Raw genomic sequence first — 18,953 nt, 5'->3', positions numbered from 1 at the left:
GCAGCGCCCGCGAATGACCCATCCAGGTATCGCGATCCGGTCCCGGCTGATCGTCGCCGGGCTCCTTGCGCTGGCCATCGTCGCCCTGATGGCGAGCGCCGCGGTGCACGGCTACCGGCTGATGGAGAACAAGGCGACGGTAATCAATGCCGCCACCGAGGAATTCATCAACCTGCAGCGGACCCTGCGCGGACTCGACGAGACGATCTTCACCGAAGGGACTCCCGCCGCCTGGCAAATGGTCGGCAGCGGCGTGCTGGCCTTCGACCAGACCTGGCCGAAACTGGTCGCCGCCACCCACGACGCCGATCGCCGGGCGCAGCTCGAGGACGACATCTCGCCCAAGTGGGAGGTCTTTCGCCGCGATGTCGCGGGCTTTCTCAGAATCCGCTTCCCGGGTCCGGACAACGAGAAGGCGATGATTGCCTTCGGCAAGCTGATCACCGTGGCGACGGCTCTCGGCAAGGATCTCGAGGACTTTCGCAGCAGAGCCAGCGAGTCGGCCGAGGCCGAAATGCGCCGTTTCGCGGCATTGGCAACGGCGACCGCGCTGTTCATGGTCGTCGCCCTGCTGGCCGTCTTCTTCTGGGCATACCGCGGCATCATGGACCCGATTGCCAGCCTGGCGCGGGTGATGGCCGAGGTGTCGCAACACGGCGACTACTCGGCGCGCGCGCCGGTCGCCGTGAAGCACGAGATTGGCGAGCTGGCGACCGGCTTCAACGTGATGCTCAAGCAGATCGAGGATCGCGATCTCGAACTGGCCGCGCATCGCGATGCGCTGGAGAACGAGGTCGCGACGCGTACCGCCGAATTGCGGCTGGCCAGGGATCGCGCCGAGGCCGGCAGCCGGGCCAAGAGCGAGTTCCTGGCGGCGATGAGCCACGAGATCCGCACGCCGATGAACGGCGTTCTCGGAATGACCGAGTTGCTGCGCAGCACGCAGCTCAACGCCCAGCAACGGCGCTTCACCGACGCCGTCTACCAGTCGGGCGAGCACTTGCTGAACATCATCAATGACATTCTCGACTTCTCGAAAATAGAGGCCGGCAAGCTGGAGATCGAGCGGATCGACTTCAACCTCCGCCAACTGCTCGAGGATGTCGCCTACCTGTTCGCCCAACCGGCCGAGGCCAAAGGTCTGGAAATGGCCTGCAGCGTCCCGCACGACCTGCCGGTGGCGGTCACCGGCGATCCGGTGCGGGTTCGCCAGATCATGACCAATCTGGTCAGCAACGCGGTCAAGTTCTCCGACCGAGGCGAGGTAGTCGTTCGCGTCAAACTTCTCGAAGAGACCGCGCAGCAGGCGCGCCTGCGCTTCGAGGTCCAGGATTCCGGGATCGGCATCGACGCGGCAACGCAAGACCGCCTGTTCCGCGCCTTCGTCCAGGCCGACAGCTCGACCACCCGGCGCTACGGCGGCAGCGGCCTGGGGCTGGCGATTGCCAGGCGCCTGGTCGAAATGATGCACGGACAGATCGGCGTGCACAGCGAAGCCGGGCGCGGCACCCTGTTCTGGTTCGAGATTCCGATGCTCAAGCAGGATGCCGATGCGCGCTCGGTGGTCGACCGGGCCGAGCGTCTCAACGGCCTGCGGGTGCTGGTGGTCGACGACAACGCCACCAACCGCGAAATTCTCGCCCATCAACTCGCCGGCTGGTCGATGCGCTACAGCGGCGCCGCCGACGCGCGCGCGGCGCTGCAAACCTTGAAACAGGCCGCCGCGTCACCATTCGACCTGGCGATAGTCGATCTGCAGATGCCGGAAATCGATGGTTTTGCGCTGGCCCGCGCGATCAAGCGCGAGACGCGCTGGGCGGCACTGCCGCTGGTCCTGCTCTCGTCGGTCAGCGTCGCTAGCGACCATCCCGATCGGCAAACCGCCCCCATCGACTACTACCTGACCAAACCGGTACGCCAGTCCGACCTCTACGACGCCATCGCCACCGCCATGTCGGCCACTAGGCCAGCGGCCCCGCAGGCCCTGCCATCGCCATCTTCGGTCGCCACCGGCCACCCGCACATCCTCCGCGGACGGGTACTGGTCGCCGAGGACAACCCGGTCAATCAACTGGTGGCCACTGCCATGCTCGACTCCCTGGGAATTGCCTGCAGCATCGTCGAGAACGGTCGGATGGCCGTCGAGCGGGCCTTGCGCGAGTCTTTCGATGTCCTCCTGATGGACTGTCAGATGCCCGAAATGGACGGCTTCGAGGCGACCGCGCAGATCCGCGCCCGACAGCGCGATGGCCGGCTGGCGCGCGCGCTGCCGATCGTCGCGCTCACCGCCAATGCCGTTGAGGGCGACCGCGAGCGCTGCCTGGCCGCCGGCATGGACGACTACCTGAGCAAGCCTTTCACGCGCGAGCGCCTCGCCGCCACGCTGCAGCGCTGGCTGCCGCGGCAGACCGGGTCGCCACCGGCAAGGACTGCAGCGGCCCCGGCACTGGCTGCTCCAGGGCCCGGCGCGGCGAGCGCACCGACCACCGCCGGAGCGCTCAACCCGCGCGCACTCGATGCCATCCGCCATCTGCCGGGTGCCAATGGGGCCCTGCTGGTCAACAAGGTGATTGGCGCCTACCTGCTCGATGCGCCGGTACGGCTGGCGCAACTGCGCTCGGCCGCCGAGGCCGGCGATTACCTGACCTTGCGCAAGGCCGCGCATGCGATGAAGTCGAGCAGCGCCAATGTTGGCGCCGAGCAGCTGGCGGCGCTTTGCAAGGCACTGGAGACAATCGGCCGCGAGGACACCGTCGATGGCGCCGAATGCCTGCTGGACGAGGTAGAATCGCAGATTCCGCGGGTCCTTGCGGCGCTGCAAAATACTCTTGCCGGGAGTTCAGACAATGCCTTCGCCTGATGCATCCCGATGGCCAACCGTGCTGGTTGTCGATGACGACCAGGTGATGCGCTTGCTGGAACGGGAAGCGCTGTCCGGGTTCGAGTTCGAGGTGAACGAGGCTGCAACCGGCGAAGAGGCACTCGAGGTGCTGACCGGAGCAACGCCGGACCTGGCCCTGCTCGACGTCGACCTGCCGGGAGTGGACGGCTTCGAGGTCTGCCGACGCATTCGCCAGCGCTGGGACATGAGCGAGCTGCCGGTGATCATGGTCACCGGCATGGACGATCTGGAGTCGATCAACCGGGCCTACGAATCGGGCGCCAACGACTTCATTGCCAAGCCGATCAACTGGCCGATTCTCGGTCACCGGGCACGTTATGTGTTGCGCTCGGCGCAGGCTGCCCGGCGCTTGCTGGAGCTTGAGGAGAAACACGCGGCGATCGTGCAGGCCATCCCCGACATGATCTTTCTGATGGACCGCGAGGGCACCTACCTGGACTTCAAGGGCGGTTACGGTACGGCGCCGTATCTCGCGCCCGACGAATTTCTGGGTCGCAAGGCGGCGGCGGTGCTGCCCGCTGACGTCGCCGAGCTGCTGCTGGGGGGAATCGAGCGCGCACTGGCGCACGCGGAACTGCAGTCCATCGTCTATGAGTTGCCGATGGCCGACGGCATCCACCATTACGAAGCACGCATCGCGCCAAGTGGAGCCGGAAAGATCGTCAGCGTCGTACGCGACATCACCCTGCAGAAGATCAACGAAGAGAAAATCAGGCGCCTGGCGTACTTCGACACCCTGACCGGCATGCCGAACCGCGAAAACTTTCTCGAGAAGCTCGACCACGAGTTGCGTCGCGCCGGCCGGACCAACCGTCAGGTGGCCCTGCTGTTCCTTGACCTGGACGGTTTCAAACGGGTCAACGACACGCTCGGTCACGGCGCCGGCGACTATCTCCTGCAAGCTGTCGCCGCACGCCTGAAGGAGAAGCTGCGCACCGGCGACTTCGTCGCCCGACCGGCACTCGACGAAACGGGCATGCACTTCGCCCGCCTGGGCGGCGACGAGTTCACCGTCGTGCTCGCCGATCTGGAGGACACGCAGACCGTCCAGGCGGTGGCCAGGCGGCTGCAGACGCTGCTCGGCCACCCGTTCCGGATCGGCGACCAGGAGATCAACGTCACCGCCAGCATCGGCATTGCCATTTTCCCCAACGACGGCGAGGACGCCGCCGCGCTGCTCAAACACGCTGACACGGCGATGTATCACGCCAAGGAACAGGGGCGCAATAACTGGCAGCTGTACGACAAGACGCAGACCACCGAAACGATGGCCCGGATGGCACTCGAGAACGACATGCGCAAGGGACTCGAGCGCGACGAGTTTTACCTGCTCTACCAGCCACAGGTGCTGACCGAAGACGGGACGATCGTCGGCATAGAGGCCTTGATTCGCTGGCGGCATCCGGACCATGGGGTGGTCTCGCCAGCGCAGTTCATTCCGGTCGCCGAAGACAGCGGCCTGATCGTCGCCATCGGCGACTGGGTGCTGCGCAGCGCCTGCCAGCAGCTACGCAGATGGCAGGCGAATGGCGTGCACGCGCCACGCGTCGCGGTGAACGTTTCGGCCCGGCAGCTCCGCGCGCACGACTTCCTGGGAAGCGTCGCGGCAATCATTGCCGAGACCGGCATCGACGCCGGCCGACTCGAACTGGAATTGACCGAGAGCATCCTGATGGAGCCGGACACCCGACTGATCGACGGTCTTCATCGTCTGCGCGCCATGGGCGTGCATTTCTCGATCGACGACTTCGGCACCGGTTATTCGTCGCTGTCCTACGTCAAGCGCTTTCCGATCGGCATGTTGAAGATCGACCAGAGCTTCGTGCGTGGTTTGCCCGACAGCGCCGATGATGCAGGCATCACCACGGCGATCATCGCGATGGCGCACAGTCTCGGGCTGGACGTAATCGCCGAAGGCGTCGAAAGGCGCGAACAACTCGAATTCCTGCGGCAGGCAAACTGCCATAAGGCGCAAGGTTACCTGTTCGGCCGGCCGCTACCGCCTGACCAGATCGAGTCCCTGCTGCGCCGCGGCTGCATCGTATTACCCCCAACAAGCTGCGGGGAATGAAGTAAACTCAGGCCGGCACAGCACGCCGACAAGAACCAGCAAGCGAGGATGCGGATGAAGTACCGTCACAGCGTTGCCCAGAGCGCTGACTATTTGCGGATGGCCGTGAAACGGATGACGCAGCAGGACGCAGGTCTGCATCCGATCAGCTACGCCATCTGGTACGAATACGTGGCGAGCCTCAACCCGGAGCTGCAGGCGGCGATCGACCGGCGGCTCAAGGAACACGGCAAGCTGGACGACGAATCCACCTGCGCGCTGTTTCACAAGCACGTCGCCGAACTGGACGCGAAAACCGCGCTGCGCATCGGCGACAGCGTCAGTCATCTGGTCGACCAGGTGTCCGAATCGGCCGGCCACGCGGGCGATCAGGCGTCGCGCTTTGGCAGCTCGCTCGAGACCTGGATCGACACGCTCCTACCGCCAGACGGCGTGGCAGACCTGGCACCGGGCCTCCAGGACATCCTGCGTGGCACCCGTGCCATGCAGCAAGCGATCGGCACGCTGCAGGAGAAGCTGGACGACAGCAGCCGCCAGGCGCAGCAGCTCAAGGAAGAGGTCGCGCGCGCCCGCGAAGAGGCCTTGCTCGACGGGCTCACCGGCCTGGTCAACCGCAAGGGCTTCGATCATGCGATCACCGCTTGCCTGCAGCAGGAACCCACGCCGTTCCCCGGGCCGTGCCTGATGATGATCGATGTGGACCGCTTCAAGCGGATCAACGACACGCACGGGCACCTGTTCGGCGATCGGGTACTGGCGCGGATCGGCGAGATCCTCCGGGCCAACGTCAAGGGCAAGGACACTGCGGCGCGCTTCGGCGGCGAGGAATTCGCGGTCATCCTGCCCGAGACACCGCGCGGCGGCGCGCTCGGCCTGGCCGAGACACTGCGCGCGCTGGTCGCTGCCAGCCGCGTCACGAACGGTACCCGCGACGAACTGCTGATCGGCAACATCACCGTCTCGATCGGCGTCGCCGACCACGTTGCCGGCGAGTCGGCCACGGCGCTTGTCACCCGCGCCGATCGAGCGCTGTACGCCGCCAAGGCACAGGGCCGCAATCGGGTCGCTCTGGCGCCGCGCCCGCAGACTGAAGCGGCCAAGTGAGGCCACCCCGCGTCGCCTCCTTGGACGTTCGCCGTTCCGGCAGGGCTGGGTTCCACGCTTCCCGGCGGCAGACCAATCCCGGTCATTGACCGGCCCTGGCAAGGCGAATGGGTAAATTGCAGCGACAACTTGTTTACCCCTCTCGAAGATCGTATACTCGCGCGCGCCGGGCGCCCGCGAAACAGGCGCCATGCCCATCTCCGGGCCAGCGCCCGGCGCCATCGAGGATCCGCCAGGGATGAACGAAGACGACTTGATCCAGACGACCCTCGCCGATGATGGAGTCATTCAAATGGCAGGGCTGCTGCCACTGCTGATGCACGTCGGAGGCGGTGTCGGTTTCGGCGTCAAGGGGCTGGACGGACGCTACCGGTTGGCCAACCCGGTGATGGAACGACTACTCTGCCACGACGGCGGGACGCTGGCCGGGCGATCGGAGAGCGAGCTTCTGCCGGCTGCCCTGCAGGCGCCGCTGGAGCGTTGCGACCAGCGCATCCTGAGCGGCGCCGCGGTGGCGTCCGAGGAGCTCGACCTGCCGCTGGACGGGCACCCCGGGCACTACCTGTGGCTCAAACTGCCGGTCCTCGGGGCCGACCAGAAACTGCAGTCGATCGTCTCGCTGGTCTACGAATCCCCCCCACAGCAGGCGAGCAGGACGGTGCAGCAAACGCTCGACAGCCTGCGGCAGGCGAATCAGGAACTGCAGCGGGCGGTCGTCGAGCTGGAGCAGGTGGCGAGCACCGACAAGCTGACCGGAGCCTGGAACCGGCGGCGGCTGGAGGAATGCGTGGGCAGCGAAATGGGGCGCTTCGAGAGATACCAGCACCCCCTGAGCCTGCTGATCGTCGACATCGATTTCTTCAAGGCGATCAATGACCGCTACGGGCACGGCTGCGGCGATCTGGTGCTGCAGTCGCTGACCGGCCAGCTGCAGGGAATGCTCCGTGGCACCGACTCGCTGGCACGCTGGGGCGGCGAGGAATTCGTCGTCCTCTGCCCGGACACCAACCGCGCCACGGCTGCGACCCTCGCCGAGCGCTTGCGCGCTCGGATCGCCGAAGCCCGTTTTCCCGAGGTAGGCCAGCTGACCGTCAGCGTCGGCGTCGCCGAATGCGGCGCCGGCGAAACGTGGGCCGAATGGTTCCAGCGCGCCGATCAAGCCCTCTATAGCGCCAAGGCCGGCGGCCGCAATCAGGTCCAGCTGGCCCCCGAAGCGCGCGGCGCAGGCGACGCGAGCGAGAACTTCGCCGCCAATTTCGTGCAGTTGATTTGGCGATCGGCATACGAATGCGGCGACGAAGCGATCGATCGCGGTCACCGACTGCTCTTCGCAGATGCCAACGAACTGCTGTCGGCGATCCTTTCCGGACAGGCGCCGGAGCTGGTCAACCCGATGGTCGACCGGCTGCTCGGCGACCTGCTCGAACACTTCCGCGCTGAAGAGACGGTCTTCGTCGCCGCCGGCTATCCCGGCGCTACGCAGCATATCGCCGAGCACCGCGAACTCGTCGCCAGGGCGCTCGCCACGGCCGCGGCTTTTCGCGCCGGCACCCAGGGAGTTGGCGATGTCTTCAAGCTCCTGGCCCATGATGTGATCACCAGGCATCTGCTGAATAGCGACCGCCAGTTCTTTGACCACCTGCGGCGGCACCGGTCGACCGCCGCCTGAAGCGGTGACCAGCGAAGGTGAGAGAACCCCTGGCAGACAGCGCGCCGGACAGGCGGATTGCCCGGCGCGTCGATCGGCCGGAAGCTATTTGCCTACCGCCTCCTTGGCCTTGTCAGCAGCCTCCTTGGTGGCGTCGGCGGCCTTTACGACCATCTCCTTGCTGGCCTCCCTGGTCACCTCTACCGCCTCCTTGGTGGCTTCCATGGTCGCTGCCGAGGCATTGACCACGCTCTCTTTGGCCGCGCTAGCGGCATCCTTTGCCGCGGTCTTGGTCGCCTCCGCGGCGCTGCCGATGGCGGCTTCCGCTTTTTGCGCAGACTCCCTGGCCGCCTTGGCGGCCGAATCGTCCTTCTGACTGCACGCCGAGACGGTAATGGCCAGCAAGGCGGATAGAACGAGCAGGCGGTTGTTCATGATCTTGCACTCCGAGGTAGCGGTTGAACGGGAAAGCAGGAAGGAAGGAATGCGACGACGGACTTCGAGAAAACATCGCGCACTGGTGTTATCAGCGCATCACAACATATCGGCGACCCGGCGTAAAGCCGGCGGTCGGCCCGGATCGCGAACCCGCAATGCCGCCGTGCAGGCCGCGTCACGAGCCATCGCGGCCGACGGCACCGACCTCCCGCGACTCCCGGAGCAAACAGGATGAGTCTCGCCCCGGCGCTGAACCCAGCGCTCGCTTCGGCACTGCGCGAGCTGATCGCCTCCGATGCGGCGGACGACAGCGGCCCGGCAGCCGACATCGACACCGTCACCGAGATCGGTGGCGGCTCGATCTCGCGCGCATTGCTGGTCGGGGCCGGCAAGCGGCTCTGGTTCGTCAAGGTGAATGACGCCGATCTGGCCGAAATGTTCGCCGCCGAAGCCGACGGCCTACAGGCGCTGGCTGGTTGCTCCGCGCTGCGCGTGCCACGCGTCGTCGGCCATGGAGTCCGTGGCCGGCAGGCCTACCTGGTCCTGGAATACCTGCGTCTGCATCCGCTGCGCGAACCACGCGACGCCGCCGTCGCCGGGCGCGCGCTGGCCGAACTGCACCGCGTCCGCGGTACGCAATACGGCTGGCAGCGCGACAACTACATCGGCAGTACGCCGCAGGACAACACCTGGCACCAGTCCTGGTCAGCGTTTTTCTCCCGCCGGAGGCTGCTGCCGCAGCTGACGCTGGCCGGGCGTCATGGCGACCACGCCAGCCTGATCGGCGGCGGCGAGCGCCTGCTGGAAAAGCTGGATCTGCTGTTCGCCGGCTATCGCCCGACCGCGAGCCTGCTGCACGGCGACCTGTGGTACGGGAACGCGGCGACCGACGAGTCGGGCCGCCTGGCGCTGTTCGATCCAGCGGTGCATTTTGGCGACCGCGAGGCCGATCTGGCGATGACCGAGCTGTTCGGCGGTTTTCCGGACCGCTTCTACGCCGCCTACCGCGAGTCATGGCCGCTCGCCGACGGTTTCGCGCTGCGCAAGACGCTTTATCAGCTCTACCACGTGCTCAATCACCTGAATCTGTTTGGCAGCGGCTACCGCCGTCAGGCCGAAGCGATGATCGCCACGCTGCTGGCGGCGCTCGGCGGCTGATCACCGGCCAGTACAGAGATGCGCTGCCTGGCGACCGCGGTGCTGCCTGACCGCTGTACGCCGCCGCCGGCAAGGCCACTGGCCTCTGCTGCACGAGATTGACGATCGGGGCGCGAGGACCTACGCTTGCCAGCCGGCAGGCTGCCGCGACAACGCTTCCGGAGACACCCATGGACCAGGCGACAAACGACGCAAACCAGCGGGTCAGACATTTTCGGCAGATCCTGATGTGGCCCCTGCAACTGATGCCGCTGACCACCGGCGGGCCCTTTCAGAACCACAGCCAGCTGCTTGATCGGCCAGACCCGGACAACCCGTGGCGGGAACTGGTCGACGAATTCTGCGGCGACCCCGGGCAGTTTCACGAGCGCCACTACAGTGAGTTCGTCACCTTTCTGCCTTACGTCCAGCGCTTTCTCTACGGCGAAGTCGGCAGCCGGGAAGGAAGCAAGGTGCACTACGACGAGTCGCCGATCCGTATCTTCCGTCGCCATGACGTGGCCAAGGTGCGGATGCGCTACAAGGACAGCGACCAGCCGATCGATTTCGACATCGTGCACCTCGATCTCTATTTCTTCTACGACATCGAGGTCGTCATCCTGGTCGTCGAGATCTTCGGCAACGACCTCGAACTGCGGCGGGTACACGATACGCTGTACCGTTTCGGGCGCGCCTACCCGCCGTCCTGGGACGACGACGGCAGCGGCAGCCACTGCCTGCAGAGCGCCGAATGGATCGCGCATGATGGGCAGGTGCTGGCTGTTTCAGACTACGAGAAACGCCGCAAGTACCTCTCCTTCGTCTCCCGCTTCCGCGCCCCGTGCATCGCGTCGCACTGGGAATTCCTGCTCAGACCGCTAGTCCTGCACCACTCCGACGCGGACGGACTGGTCCGCTACCGGCAGATCGAGTACCACCGCATGCCGCTCCTGGCGTACCTGGCGATGGACGACCCGCGCGCCCTCAGCCGTGACGACTTCGCCCGCCTGGTGCTGGTGACCGGACCGGGGAAGCTTGGTGCCCCGCCCGCTGCCGGACTGCAGCTCGACGATTTCGAAGCCCGCTACTGCTACGACCGCTACTGGCACCCGCACGCCGAGCAGCCGGGCACCCGTCTGCTCTCCTGCGGCCATGCGGTGGTGATGCTTGGCAGCGCCCGCGACCCGTATTTCACCGAACTGGAGAACGGCCTGCTCGGGCAGTTTCGGCACCAGTTCTTCCTGCTGGCACTGATTCCGCACTTCCACAAGGCAGCCTTGCTGATGCTCTCCGATCGGCTGGTGACGGCGCTCAATCACCTCCGGATCGGCGACGCCGAATCGGTCAAGGACTTCAAGCGTGCGATCCGGCAGATCCTCGAAGTCTTCCTGCGCTTCACCCATCGCTACTGGTTCTACGAGATCTCCGACCAGGCGCAGGCCCGCGCGCTGTTTGCCATGACCAGAGCACACCTCGGCACCGAGCGCCTATACACCGAGTTGCGCGAGGAGATTCAGGACATGAGCCAGTATCTCGACAGCGACAGCTTGCGCCGGCAATCCAACACGGTGGTACGCCTGACCGTCGTCACCACCGCCGGCCTGATCGCGACAATTACCACCGGCGTTCTCGGGATGAACCTGCTCGACGCCGCGCAAGCCCCGTTCGGCGACCGGCTCGCCCTGTTCCTGCTGGTCGCCGTCCCGTCGGCACTGCTCACCGGCTTCGCCATCGCCAAGTCGAAACCGCTCGCCGATTTTCTCGAAGCGCTGTCCGACGAACGTCTCGCGCCGCGCGCCAAACTCGCCGCGCTGACCGCTGTCTGGCGCCGACCGCGCCCGCCCGGCAAGGACTGAGGAGCACGGGCGGATGGCGCTGCCGCGCTGCCCGGACAACCCGATAAACCTCTTCCGGACGGGTGTCTTTTCGCTGCCAAAGGTGTAGATTGTCGTTGTCACGACGCTGCCGACTACCCGGCAGACCCTGGGCGCGAGCCCCGGAGCGGGTACCGCGGCAGCCGACCCGGCTTCAGGAATCCCTTCTCGTGCGTATCCATACCCTAGCCGTCGAACAGTCGCTGGCCAGCCTCAACACCGCGGCCGCGGGCCTGAGCGCCAGCGAGGCGGCACGCCGCCTGGCCGAGTACGGTCCGAACCAGTTCGAGGAAGCCCGCCAGCAGCACCTGCTGCTCCGTTTCGGGCGGGAGTTCACCCACTTTTTCGCGATCATCCTGTGGGTCGGCGCCGGCCTTTCGTTCACCGCGGAGCATTTCGATCCCGGCCAGGGAATGGCGCGCCTCGGCGTGGCCATCGTTGGCGTGATCATCATCAACGGCATTTTCTCGTTCTGGCAGGAATACAAGGCGGAACGCGCCGTCGCCGCGCTGCGCCAGTTGTTGCCCCAGAAGGTGAAAGTGCTGCGCGACGCGGAAATCGTCGAGGTTGTGGCCAGCGATCTGGTGCCCGGCGACGTCGTCCTGATCGAAGAGGGTGATTTCATTGCCGCCGACTGCCGGCTGACCGAAGCCTTCGGCTTGCGCGTCAACCAGTCGACGGTGACCGGCGAATCGCTGGCCCAGACGCGCAACACCGAACCCAGCGGCGAAGAATCGCCACTGCACGCCAGGAACACGGTCCTCGCCGGCACCTCGGTCGTTTCGGGACAGGCGCGCGCGGTGGTGTACGCCACCGGCAAGCATACCGAGTTCGGCCGCATCGCCCAGCTGACACAGACCGCCGGCGAAACCAGCTCGCCACTCCAGCGCGAGATCGCGCGACTGTCGCGTCTGGTCGCCGGCTTGGCAACGGCAATGGGTGTGGTGCTATTCCTGGTCGGCCAGGCAATGGGCCTGCCACCCTGGGAAAACATGCTGTTCGCCATCGGGATCATCGTCGCCAACGTCCCGGAAGGGCTGCTGCCGACGGTTACCCTGTCGCTGGCGATGGCCACCCAGCGAATGGCCAAACGCCATGCGCTGGTGCGCCACCTGCCCGCCGTCGAGGCTCTCGGTTCGACGACGGTGATCTGCAGCGACAAGACCGGCACCCTGACCGAGAACCGGATGTCGGTACATCAACTCTGGATCGGCGGCGCGTTCATGCCACGCGCTGATCTGGCGACGCGAGCGCACGTGGTATCCGACCACCGCCAGTTGTTCGTCAACGCCGCGCTCTGCCACAACCTGAAGGATGTCGGCGAAGAAGGCCGGCAAGTGCTGCGCGGTGACCCGATGGAAATCGCGCTGGTCGACCTCGGCCGAGCGATGGCCGGCGATCTCGGCGCCCATCGCCGCGTTGATGAGATCCCGTTTGACACCGACCGCAAGCGCATGTCGGTGCTCTGCGAGACGCCGCAGGGCCGCATGCTCTACTGCAAGGGCGCTCTCGAGACGGTCCTCGCCGGCTGTCGGCAAATCCAGTTCGACGCCGGCCTGGCGCCACTCGACCCGGCCGCGCGCACCCGCCTGCTGGCGGCGCAGGACGACATGGCCAGTGCCGGCCTGCGTGTTCTCGCCTTCGCGCATCGCACGGTACCCGAGGGACAAGCCGCCGACGAGCAGGGAATGACCCTTGCCGGACTGATCGGCCTCGAAGACCCGCCACGCGCCGAGGTGCCCGAAGCGATCGCGCGCTGCGCGGCAGCCGGCATCCGGATCATCATGGTCACCGGCGACCATCCACGCACGGCGCTGGCCATCGCCCGCCAGATCGGCCTGGTCCACAGCGAGCGGCCGGTGGTGATCAGCGGCGGGCAACTGCGGCTGATGTCGCCGACCCAACTGCAACTGGCGCTCGACGCGCCCGAAATCCTCTTCGCCCGCGTCGCCGCCGAACAGAAAATGCGGATCGTCGAAGTCCTGAAGAAGAAGGGCGAGATCGTCGCCGTGACCGGCGACGGAGTCAATGACGCGCCGGCGCTGAAGGCCGCGCACATCGGCATCGCCATGGGAATCAACGGCACCGACGTGGCCAAGGCAGCCGCTGACCTGATCCTCCTTGACGACAACTTCGCCAGCATCGTTGCGGCGATCGAAGAAGGCCGTGCGGTGTTCGATAACATCCGCAAGTTCCTGACGTATATCCTCAGCTCGAACGTCCCCGAGATCGTTCCCTACCTCGCCTTCGTCCTGTTCCGGATCCCGCTGCCGCTGACCATCATCCAGATCCTGGCCGTCGACCTGGGTACCGACATGCTGCCCGCGCTGGCTCTGGGCGCCGAACGACCCGATCCAGGGGTGATGCAGCAGCCACCGCGCGCGCGCAGCGAACGGCTGCTGTCGTGGGGTCTGGTCGCCCGCGCCTACCTGTTCCTGGGAGTCCTCGAAGCGGCGGCGGCGATGGCCATCTATTTCTTCGTGCTCGACGCCGCCGGGTGGCAGTACGGCCAGCTCCTGGATCGCACCGACCCGCTCTATCTGCAGGCCACATCGGCCTGCCTGGCGACGATCGTCGTGATGCAGGTTATCAACGTCTACCTGTGCCGCCATCCGCGGCACTCGTCGCTGGCCGGCGGCTTCGCTGGCAATCGCCTGCTGCAGATCGGTATTGCATCCGAACTGGCGGTGATTCTGCTGATCCTCTACACGCCCGCCGGCAACTGGCTGTTCGGCACGGCGCCGATCGGCAGCACGCCCTGGCTGTTGGCGGCCGGCTGCGCGCTGCTGATGTGGTCGCTGGAAGAGCTGCGCAAGGCCTTCCGGCGGCGAGCGACGAGGGGCTGAGCGATGCCGCAAGCGCTGCCGCCGTTGATCAGAGCCCTGCTCGACCCGAGGCGTTATCCCGATCCGGCAACGCGGGTCGATCTTGTCGAGACGCATGCCTCGTGGCTGCTGCTGGCCGGCTCCTTTGCCTACAAGATAAAAAAACCCGTGCTCCTGCCCTTCCTCGATTACGGCACCCTCGGCCAACGGCGCGCCTGCTGCGAGGCCGAACTGCGTCTGAACCGCCGCTTTGCGCCGGACCTCTACCTGGCAGTGGTGGCCATCACCGGCTCCCCGGAAGACCCACAGCTCGGCGGCGCCGGCACCGCCATCGAGTTCGCCGTCCGGATGCGCCGCTTTGCCGAGTGCGGCCGGCTGGACCACCTGTGCGCCCGTCGCCAGCTCAACGCCGCACATGTTTCGGCCCTCGCCACCGCCATCGCCGATTTTCACCAGCACGCGGCAACGGCGCCGACGGCGACGCGCTTCGGTGAGCCGGAACAGGTTCTGGCACCGGCGCTGGCGAACTTCGCCGAGTTGCCGACGCTGCTGACGGGCAACGACGAGCGTATACGACTGGCGCAGCTGGGCGCATGGACGCGCAACGAATTCGACCGCCTGGAACCACGTTTCGCTGCCCGCAAAGCCAACGGGCGGGTACGCGAGTGCCACGGCGACCTGCACCTGGGCAACCTGGTGCTGATCGACGGCCGCGTGCGGCTGTTCGACTGCATCGAGTTCAGCGAAGAGCTGCGCTGGATCGACGTCGCCAGCGAAGTCGCCTTTACCTACATCGACCTGCTCGATCACGGCCAGCCCGGCCTGGCCGGCTGGCTGCTCAACGAGTGGCTCTCTGACTGCGGCGACTACGACGCGGTGCCTGTCTTGCGCTTCTACGCCGTCTATCGCGCGCTGGTGCGAGCCAAGGTGGCGGCGATCCTCGCCACGCAGACCGGCGGCAATCGCGACCGCGCGCGCCACTACCTCGCTCTCGCCGAACGGCTGGTGAATCCACCGCCAGAACGGCTGATCATCACCCACGGTGTCGCCGGCTGCGGCAAGAGCCGTGCGTCGCGGCGCCTGCTGCTGCACGACCCGGCGGCAGCGACGTTACGCCTGCGCTCCGACGTCGAACGCAAGCGCCTGTTCGAGCTGGCGACTTCGGCCAGCAGCGGCTCGCCGCTCGACGCCGGGATCTACGCCGCCGAGGCCAGCGAGCGCACCTATCGCCGCCTGCTCCAGCTGGCGCGGGACCTGCTCGCCGCCGGCTGGTCGGTGATCGTCGATGCCGCTTTCCTGCAAGGTGCCCGGCGCGACGCTTTTCGGGCGCTCGCCACGCAGCTGCGGGCCGCTTTCTTCATCGTCGCGCCACAGGCCACGCCAGCCGTGCTGCGGGCGCGCATTCGCGGCCGGCTGGCCAAGTGCGACGACCCATCCGAAGCGACTCTCGCGGTACTCGCCAAGCAACTGTCGGAGCGCGAACCGCTGCGCGCCGACGAACTCGACTTCCTCTTGCAGGAACAACAGTTGCCGCGCCCGGTAGCAGCACCGCTCGCAAGCCGGCAGTACCGAGGAGACGATGTAAGCCCCGACCATTGATTTGCCAGAGGGCGCTAGGCCGCAGAAAGTGTCGGAAAATTTTACACATGGCTTCGTTGAAACCATTGCGCCAATAATCATGGCTCTGCTTTAATGAAGGAAGAAGCAGGAACACAAGGCTGGCAAGCTTCTTGCGTTCGGCTTGATTGGCGGCGCCTGATCGATAAGAGCGGCTGCGGAGCGTCGGGGCACGGCAGCTTCGACAGGGTCTTGGTGTCGGGCGCGCCTCGTCGCTCCCCCGCAAACCGCTTGCGACGCGCGCTTCGGGAAAAGCACCCCGCAGCGCCCAGGGCATCAAGCGGGACGCCGGGAACTACGGCCGGCAAGGCGCCCGGGCTGGCCGGCGGCGGGTTTCAAGAGCTACTTGAATCGACTTGCAAGCCTCTGAAGGAATTAATGATTGACTACACGATCACGCCTGTCGGCAGGTTGGGCCATAGCTTTGAATCCCTATCCAAAAGGCTGCGCGGAGTGGGTTTCTCGCGTAGAATGAAAGCTTGCTTCGGCACCACGCGTCGTCGACACGGTCGGGGAGTGCTATGAATATTCTCAATAACTGGAAAACTCTGGAACTTGTCACCCGCGACGGCGAAACCTTGGTGTGCATCGAGGGAAGAGTGTACGGCAAGAACCCGCGGTTCCCATCCTCCTCACACATCAGAACGTCACCGATCACCGGCTACAGCTTTGAGTCCAATTCGATGGTGGTCATGACCAGACGTGGCTCGGAGTATCTCTTGGGCAAGGCCGATTCGTCAGAGGCCTTTGCCCAGCAGCGCCTGATGCGACGTCTGTCACGGCTGGGACAGAAGCCGGCAGCAAGTTTCAACGAACTCGATACGCAACTTACCGGCTACTCCGAGTACCGCCATAAAGCCGCTGCCAAGGAAAACTGAGGTGGCCATTCGGCAGGGCAGTTCCGCGCCCCTCTGACCGCTGGCCGAAGACGCCCGGCGGCGTCGCAGGTAGTCCGGCCCGAGTGCGCCTGCTCACAGCGTCACCAAGCGCTTGGCGCTGGCTTCGACATGACGCAGGCGCTGTCAAACCCGACAGCAGCCAGTGACGCGAAACCACCACCGCGTCGCAGCCCGTCGGGTCGTCCCTGCGCCATCGCCAGCCGACACCGCGGCCTCCAGTCAGCCCGAAAATGACGGTGGGGACCGAAGTCCCCACCGATAGCCATTCTGTTTATTGGACGGCTACATCCTCAGCAGGCCTTAGGCGGCCATTGCGAAACGCTCATCGTTGGCGTTTGTGGTTTTGCGCGGATTACGTCCGTCGCCTCTCGAGTCGCCTGCTCGCCATCTGTCACCCTGTCGAAACCGGTGCACCCCCGCAGTGGTGGAGGTGGCGGGAATCGAACCCGCGTCCAGAACGCTTCCGGTTTGCCGGAATTACGACCATGCTTGACATTATGGGCGTACCAAGCGGGAAATTCAAGGCCAGGATGGCGGGCAGCGCCGGAGAAAGGCCACCGCCCCAAGCAGCCCAATGACTGGCGATCTTGACCTGGGCGGCCGGTCGGTTCATGGAATCAGCGGGATCGTGCCATCGGCTCAAATCGGCGCGCTAGACCTGCATGTTCATCACATCCTGGTAGGCGGAGACGAGTTTGTTGCGTACCTGAATCATTTCCTGAAACGACAGGTTGGCCGTCTGCAGGGCGATCATCACCTCGTGCAAGTTCTCGGTACCCTTGCCGGCGGCAAAACTTGCCGCCATCGCTTCCGCCTGCTGCTGTGTCTGGCTGACCTGAGCAATCGAATTCTGCAACACCTGCGCAAAGTCCGTCCCACCCGCAGGTGTGCTCTGCGCCTCGACCACGCGACCGGCAGCGGCTGTCGAAGTCGCTCGCAGCACGCTCAGCACCTGCTCGATCCCTTTACTGTCCATTCTCGTCTCCACGCACTGTCTGATTTGGCCACGCAAGAACCGCGCCCGGCGGCCCGTCAATCGCGCGCCGAGGTCAGCCCTTCAAGAAGCCGTCCAGGCGATACTGTCTGAGCTTGTAACGCAAGGTTCGCTCGGACATTCCCAAGCGCTGCCCAGCCAAGGTTCGGGAACCACCCACCGCGGCCAGCGTTTCCAGAATATGCTCGCGCTCCACTTCGCGCATGTTGTCGCCTGTCCGCGGAACTGGCGGTGGCCGCGCCGCATCCGTCGCCGAAGCGGCCCTTGCCGGTTCGCGCGCCGCCGCCGGATCAACAGCTGCCGTTGCCGCGAGATGCAGGGCATCCAGATCGACGGCATCGCCAGCAGCGAGGATGACCGCGCGCTGCATGACGTTTTCCATCTCGCGCACATTGCCGGGCCAGCCGTACTGCCGCAGCGCCGCCTCGGCGGATGCCGACAGGCGCAAGCCAGGGCGACCGGCACGCGCCCCGTGTTCAGCCAGGAAGTGACGCGCTAGCGGCGCAATATCTTCGCGTCGCTGGCGCAAGGCCGGGATCAGCAGCGGAAAGACATTCAGGCGATAGAACAAATCCTCGCGAAACAGGCCTTTCGCTACGGCGTCGGCGATATCCCGATTCGACGTGGCGACGACACGGATATCGAGCAACACCGGTTTCTTGCCGCCGACCCGTTCGACTTCGCGTTCCTGCAGCACACGCAGCAGCTTGGCCTGCAGAACAAACGGCATTTCGGTGACCTCGTCGAGCAGCAGGGTCCCTTGCTGCGCCTGCTCGAACTTACCGGCCTGTGCGTGCTGGGCGCCGCTGAAAGCGCCCTTTTCATAACCGAACAGCGTCGCTTCGAGCAGACTGTCGGGAATGGCCGCGCAGTTGATGGCGACGAACGGCCCTTTTCGACGTGCCGAATGCTCATGAATGAAGCGCGCCACGACTTCCTTGCCGACACCGCTCTCGCCGGTCAGCAGGACTGTGCTGTCGCTCTGGGCGACCCGCTTGGCGAGCGCAAACAGATTGATGCTCACCGGATCACAGGCGATGATCCAATCGTCGTCGTGCGCGTCCGGCAGGCGGTAGCGCTGAACATGATCGAGCAGCGCCTTCGGCTCGAAGGGCTTGAGCAGGAAGTCGCAGGCGCCCGCGCGCATCGCTTCGACGGCGCGGTCGACATCCGCGAACGCGGTCATCAGGACCACCGGAAGGTGCGCAAAGCGGCTGCGAATTTCCTTCAGCAAGGCGATGCCATCGATTGGCAGCATGCGCACATCGCTGACCACCAGCGACACCGCGCGCCTGCCGAGAATCGCCAAAGCCTCGTCACCGCCGCCAGCTGGAATCACCGCCTGCCCCGCCAGTTCGAGGGTATCGCAAACCGCTTCCCGCAAGGCCGGGTCGTCTTCAACGATCAAAATGGGCAATCCTGGCGCCATCCGCTCCACACTTCC

General features: G+C 65.7%; 12 protein-coding genes and 1 other RNA gene. 9 read left to right on the top strand and 4 right to left on the bottom strand.

Annotated features, from left to right (window positions below; all coding sequences use genetic code 11):
- Positions 1–13 precede the first annotated feature (13 nt).
- The 4 genes from Q1L50_RS19290 to Q1L50_RS19275 all read left to right on the top strand — a co-directional run bounded on the left by Q1L50_RS19290 (position 14) and on the right by Q1L50_RS19275 (position 7,746).
- Complete coding sequence (locus tag Q1L50_RS19290; protein WP_300341907.1) at positions 14–2,860, top strand: response regulator; 2,847 nt, start codon at positions 14–16, stop codon at positions 2,858–2,860.
- Positions 2,847–4,973, top strand: coding sequence for an EAL domain-containing protein (locus Q1L50_RS19285; protein ID WP_300341905.1), 2,127 nt, complete (start codon positions 2,847–2,849; stop codon positions 4,971–4,973). Before Q1L50_RS19290 ends, Q1L50_RS19285 begins: the two co-directional genes overlap by 14 nt.
- A gap of 54 nt (positions 4,974–5,027) precedes the next feature.
- Positions 5,028–6,077 (top strand): GGDEF domain-containing protein, encoded by a 1,050-nt coding sequence (locus Q1L50_RS19280; protein ID WP_300341903.1) that lies wholly within the window; start codon positions 5,028–5,030, stop codon positions 6,075–6,077.
- 190 nt (positions 6,078–6,267) lie between these two features.
- Positions 6,268–7,746 (top strand): diguanylate cyclase, encoded by a 1,479-nt coding sequence (locus Q1L50_RS19275; RefSeq protein ID WP_300341901.1) that lies wholly within the window; start codon positions 6,268–6,270, stop codon positions 7,744–7,746.
- Between the two features lie 84 nt (positions 7,747–7,830).
- On the opposite strand, the gene Q1L50_RS19270 is transcribed toward Q1L50_RS19275, so the two are convergent.
- A complete protein-coding gene (locus Q1L50_RS19270; protein ID WP_300341900.1) occupies positions 7,831–8,160 on the bottom strand; it encodes a hypothetical protein in 330 nt (109 codons plus the stop codon).
- 234 nt (positions 8,161–8,394) lie between these two features.
- On the opposite strand from Q1L50_RS19270, the gene Q1L50_RS19265 reads away from it, so the two are divergent.
- From Q1L50_RS19265 to Q1L50_RS19245, 5 genes are all read left to right on the top strand, one after another.
- Positions 8,395–9,321 (top strand): fructosamine kinase family protein, encoded by a 927-nt coding sequence (locus Q1L50_RS19265; RefSeq protein WP_300341898.1) that lies wholly within the window; start codon positions 8,395–8,397, stop codon positions 9,319–9,321.
- A 170-nt stretch (positions 9,322–9,491) separates the two neighbouring features.
- The gene (locus Q1L50_RS19260) at positions 9,492–11,156 is read left to right on the top strand and encodes a hypothetical protein (protein ID WP_300341897.1); all 1,665 of its coding nucleotides are present in this window, start codon (positions 9,492–9,494) and stop codon (positions 11,154–11,156) included.
- A gap of 188 nt (positions 11,157–11,344) precedes the next feature.
- Positions 11,345–14,020 (top strand): cation-transporting P-type ATPase, encoded by a 2,676-nt coding sequence (locus Q1L50_RS19255; protein WP_300341895.1) that lies wholly within the window; start codon positions 11,345–11,347, stop codon positions 14,018–14,020.
- 3 nt (positions 14,021–14,023) lie between these two features.
- On the top strand, positions 14,024–15,598 hold the full coding sequence (locus Q1L50_RS19250; RefSeq protein WP_300341894.1) for a bifunctional aminoglycoside phosphotransferase/ATP-binding protein: 1,575 nt from the start codon (positions 14,024–14,026) through the stop codon (positions 15,596–15,598).
- Positions 15,599–16,137: 539 nt separating this feature from the next.
- A complete protein-coding gene (locus Q1L50_RS19245) occupies positions 16,138–16,494 on the top strand; it encodes a hypothetical protein (protein ID WP_300341892.1) in 357 nt (118 codons plus the stop codon).
- Positions 16,495–16,746: 252 nt separating this feature from the next.
- Here Q1L50_RS19245 and ssrA read toward each other — a convergent pair.
- The 3 genes from ssrA to Q1L50_RS19230 form a co-directional block, all read right to left on the bottom strand.
- Positions 16,747–17,052, bottom strand: a transfer-messenger RNA (tmRNA) gene (gene ssrA, locus Q1L50_RS19240).
- Between the two features lie 115 nt (positions 17,053–17,167).
- Entirely contained in the window at positions 17,168–17,491 is a 324-nt protein-coding gene (gene fliE, locus Q1L50_RS19235) for a flagellar hook-basal body complex protein FliE (protein WP_300341890.1), read from the bottom strand.
- Between the two features lie 73 nt (positions 17,492–17,564).
- The gene (locus Q1L50_RS19230; RefSeq protein ID WP_300341888.1) at positions 17,565–18,938 is read right to left on the bottom strand and encodes a sigma-54 dependent transcriptional regulator; all 1,374 of its coding nucleotides are present in this window, start codon (positions 18,936–18,938) and stop codon (positions 17,565–17,567) included.
- Positions 18,939–18,953: the final 15 nt, after the last annotated feature.

The organism is Accumulibacter sp. (assembly GCF_029255145.1).
Taxonomy (GTDB): domain Bacteria; phylum Pseudomonadota; class Gammaproteobacteria; order Burkholderiales; family Rhodocyclaceae; genus Accumulibacter.
The sequence above is the reverse complement of the archived record's forward strand: the minus strand, read 5'-3'. Positions and strand labels throughout refer to the sequence as shown.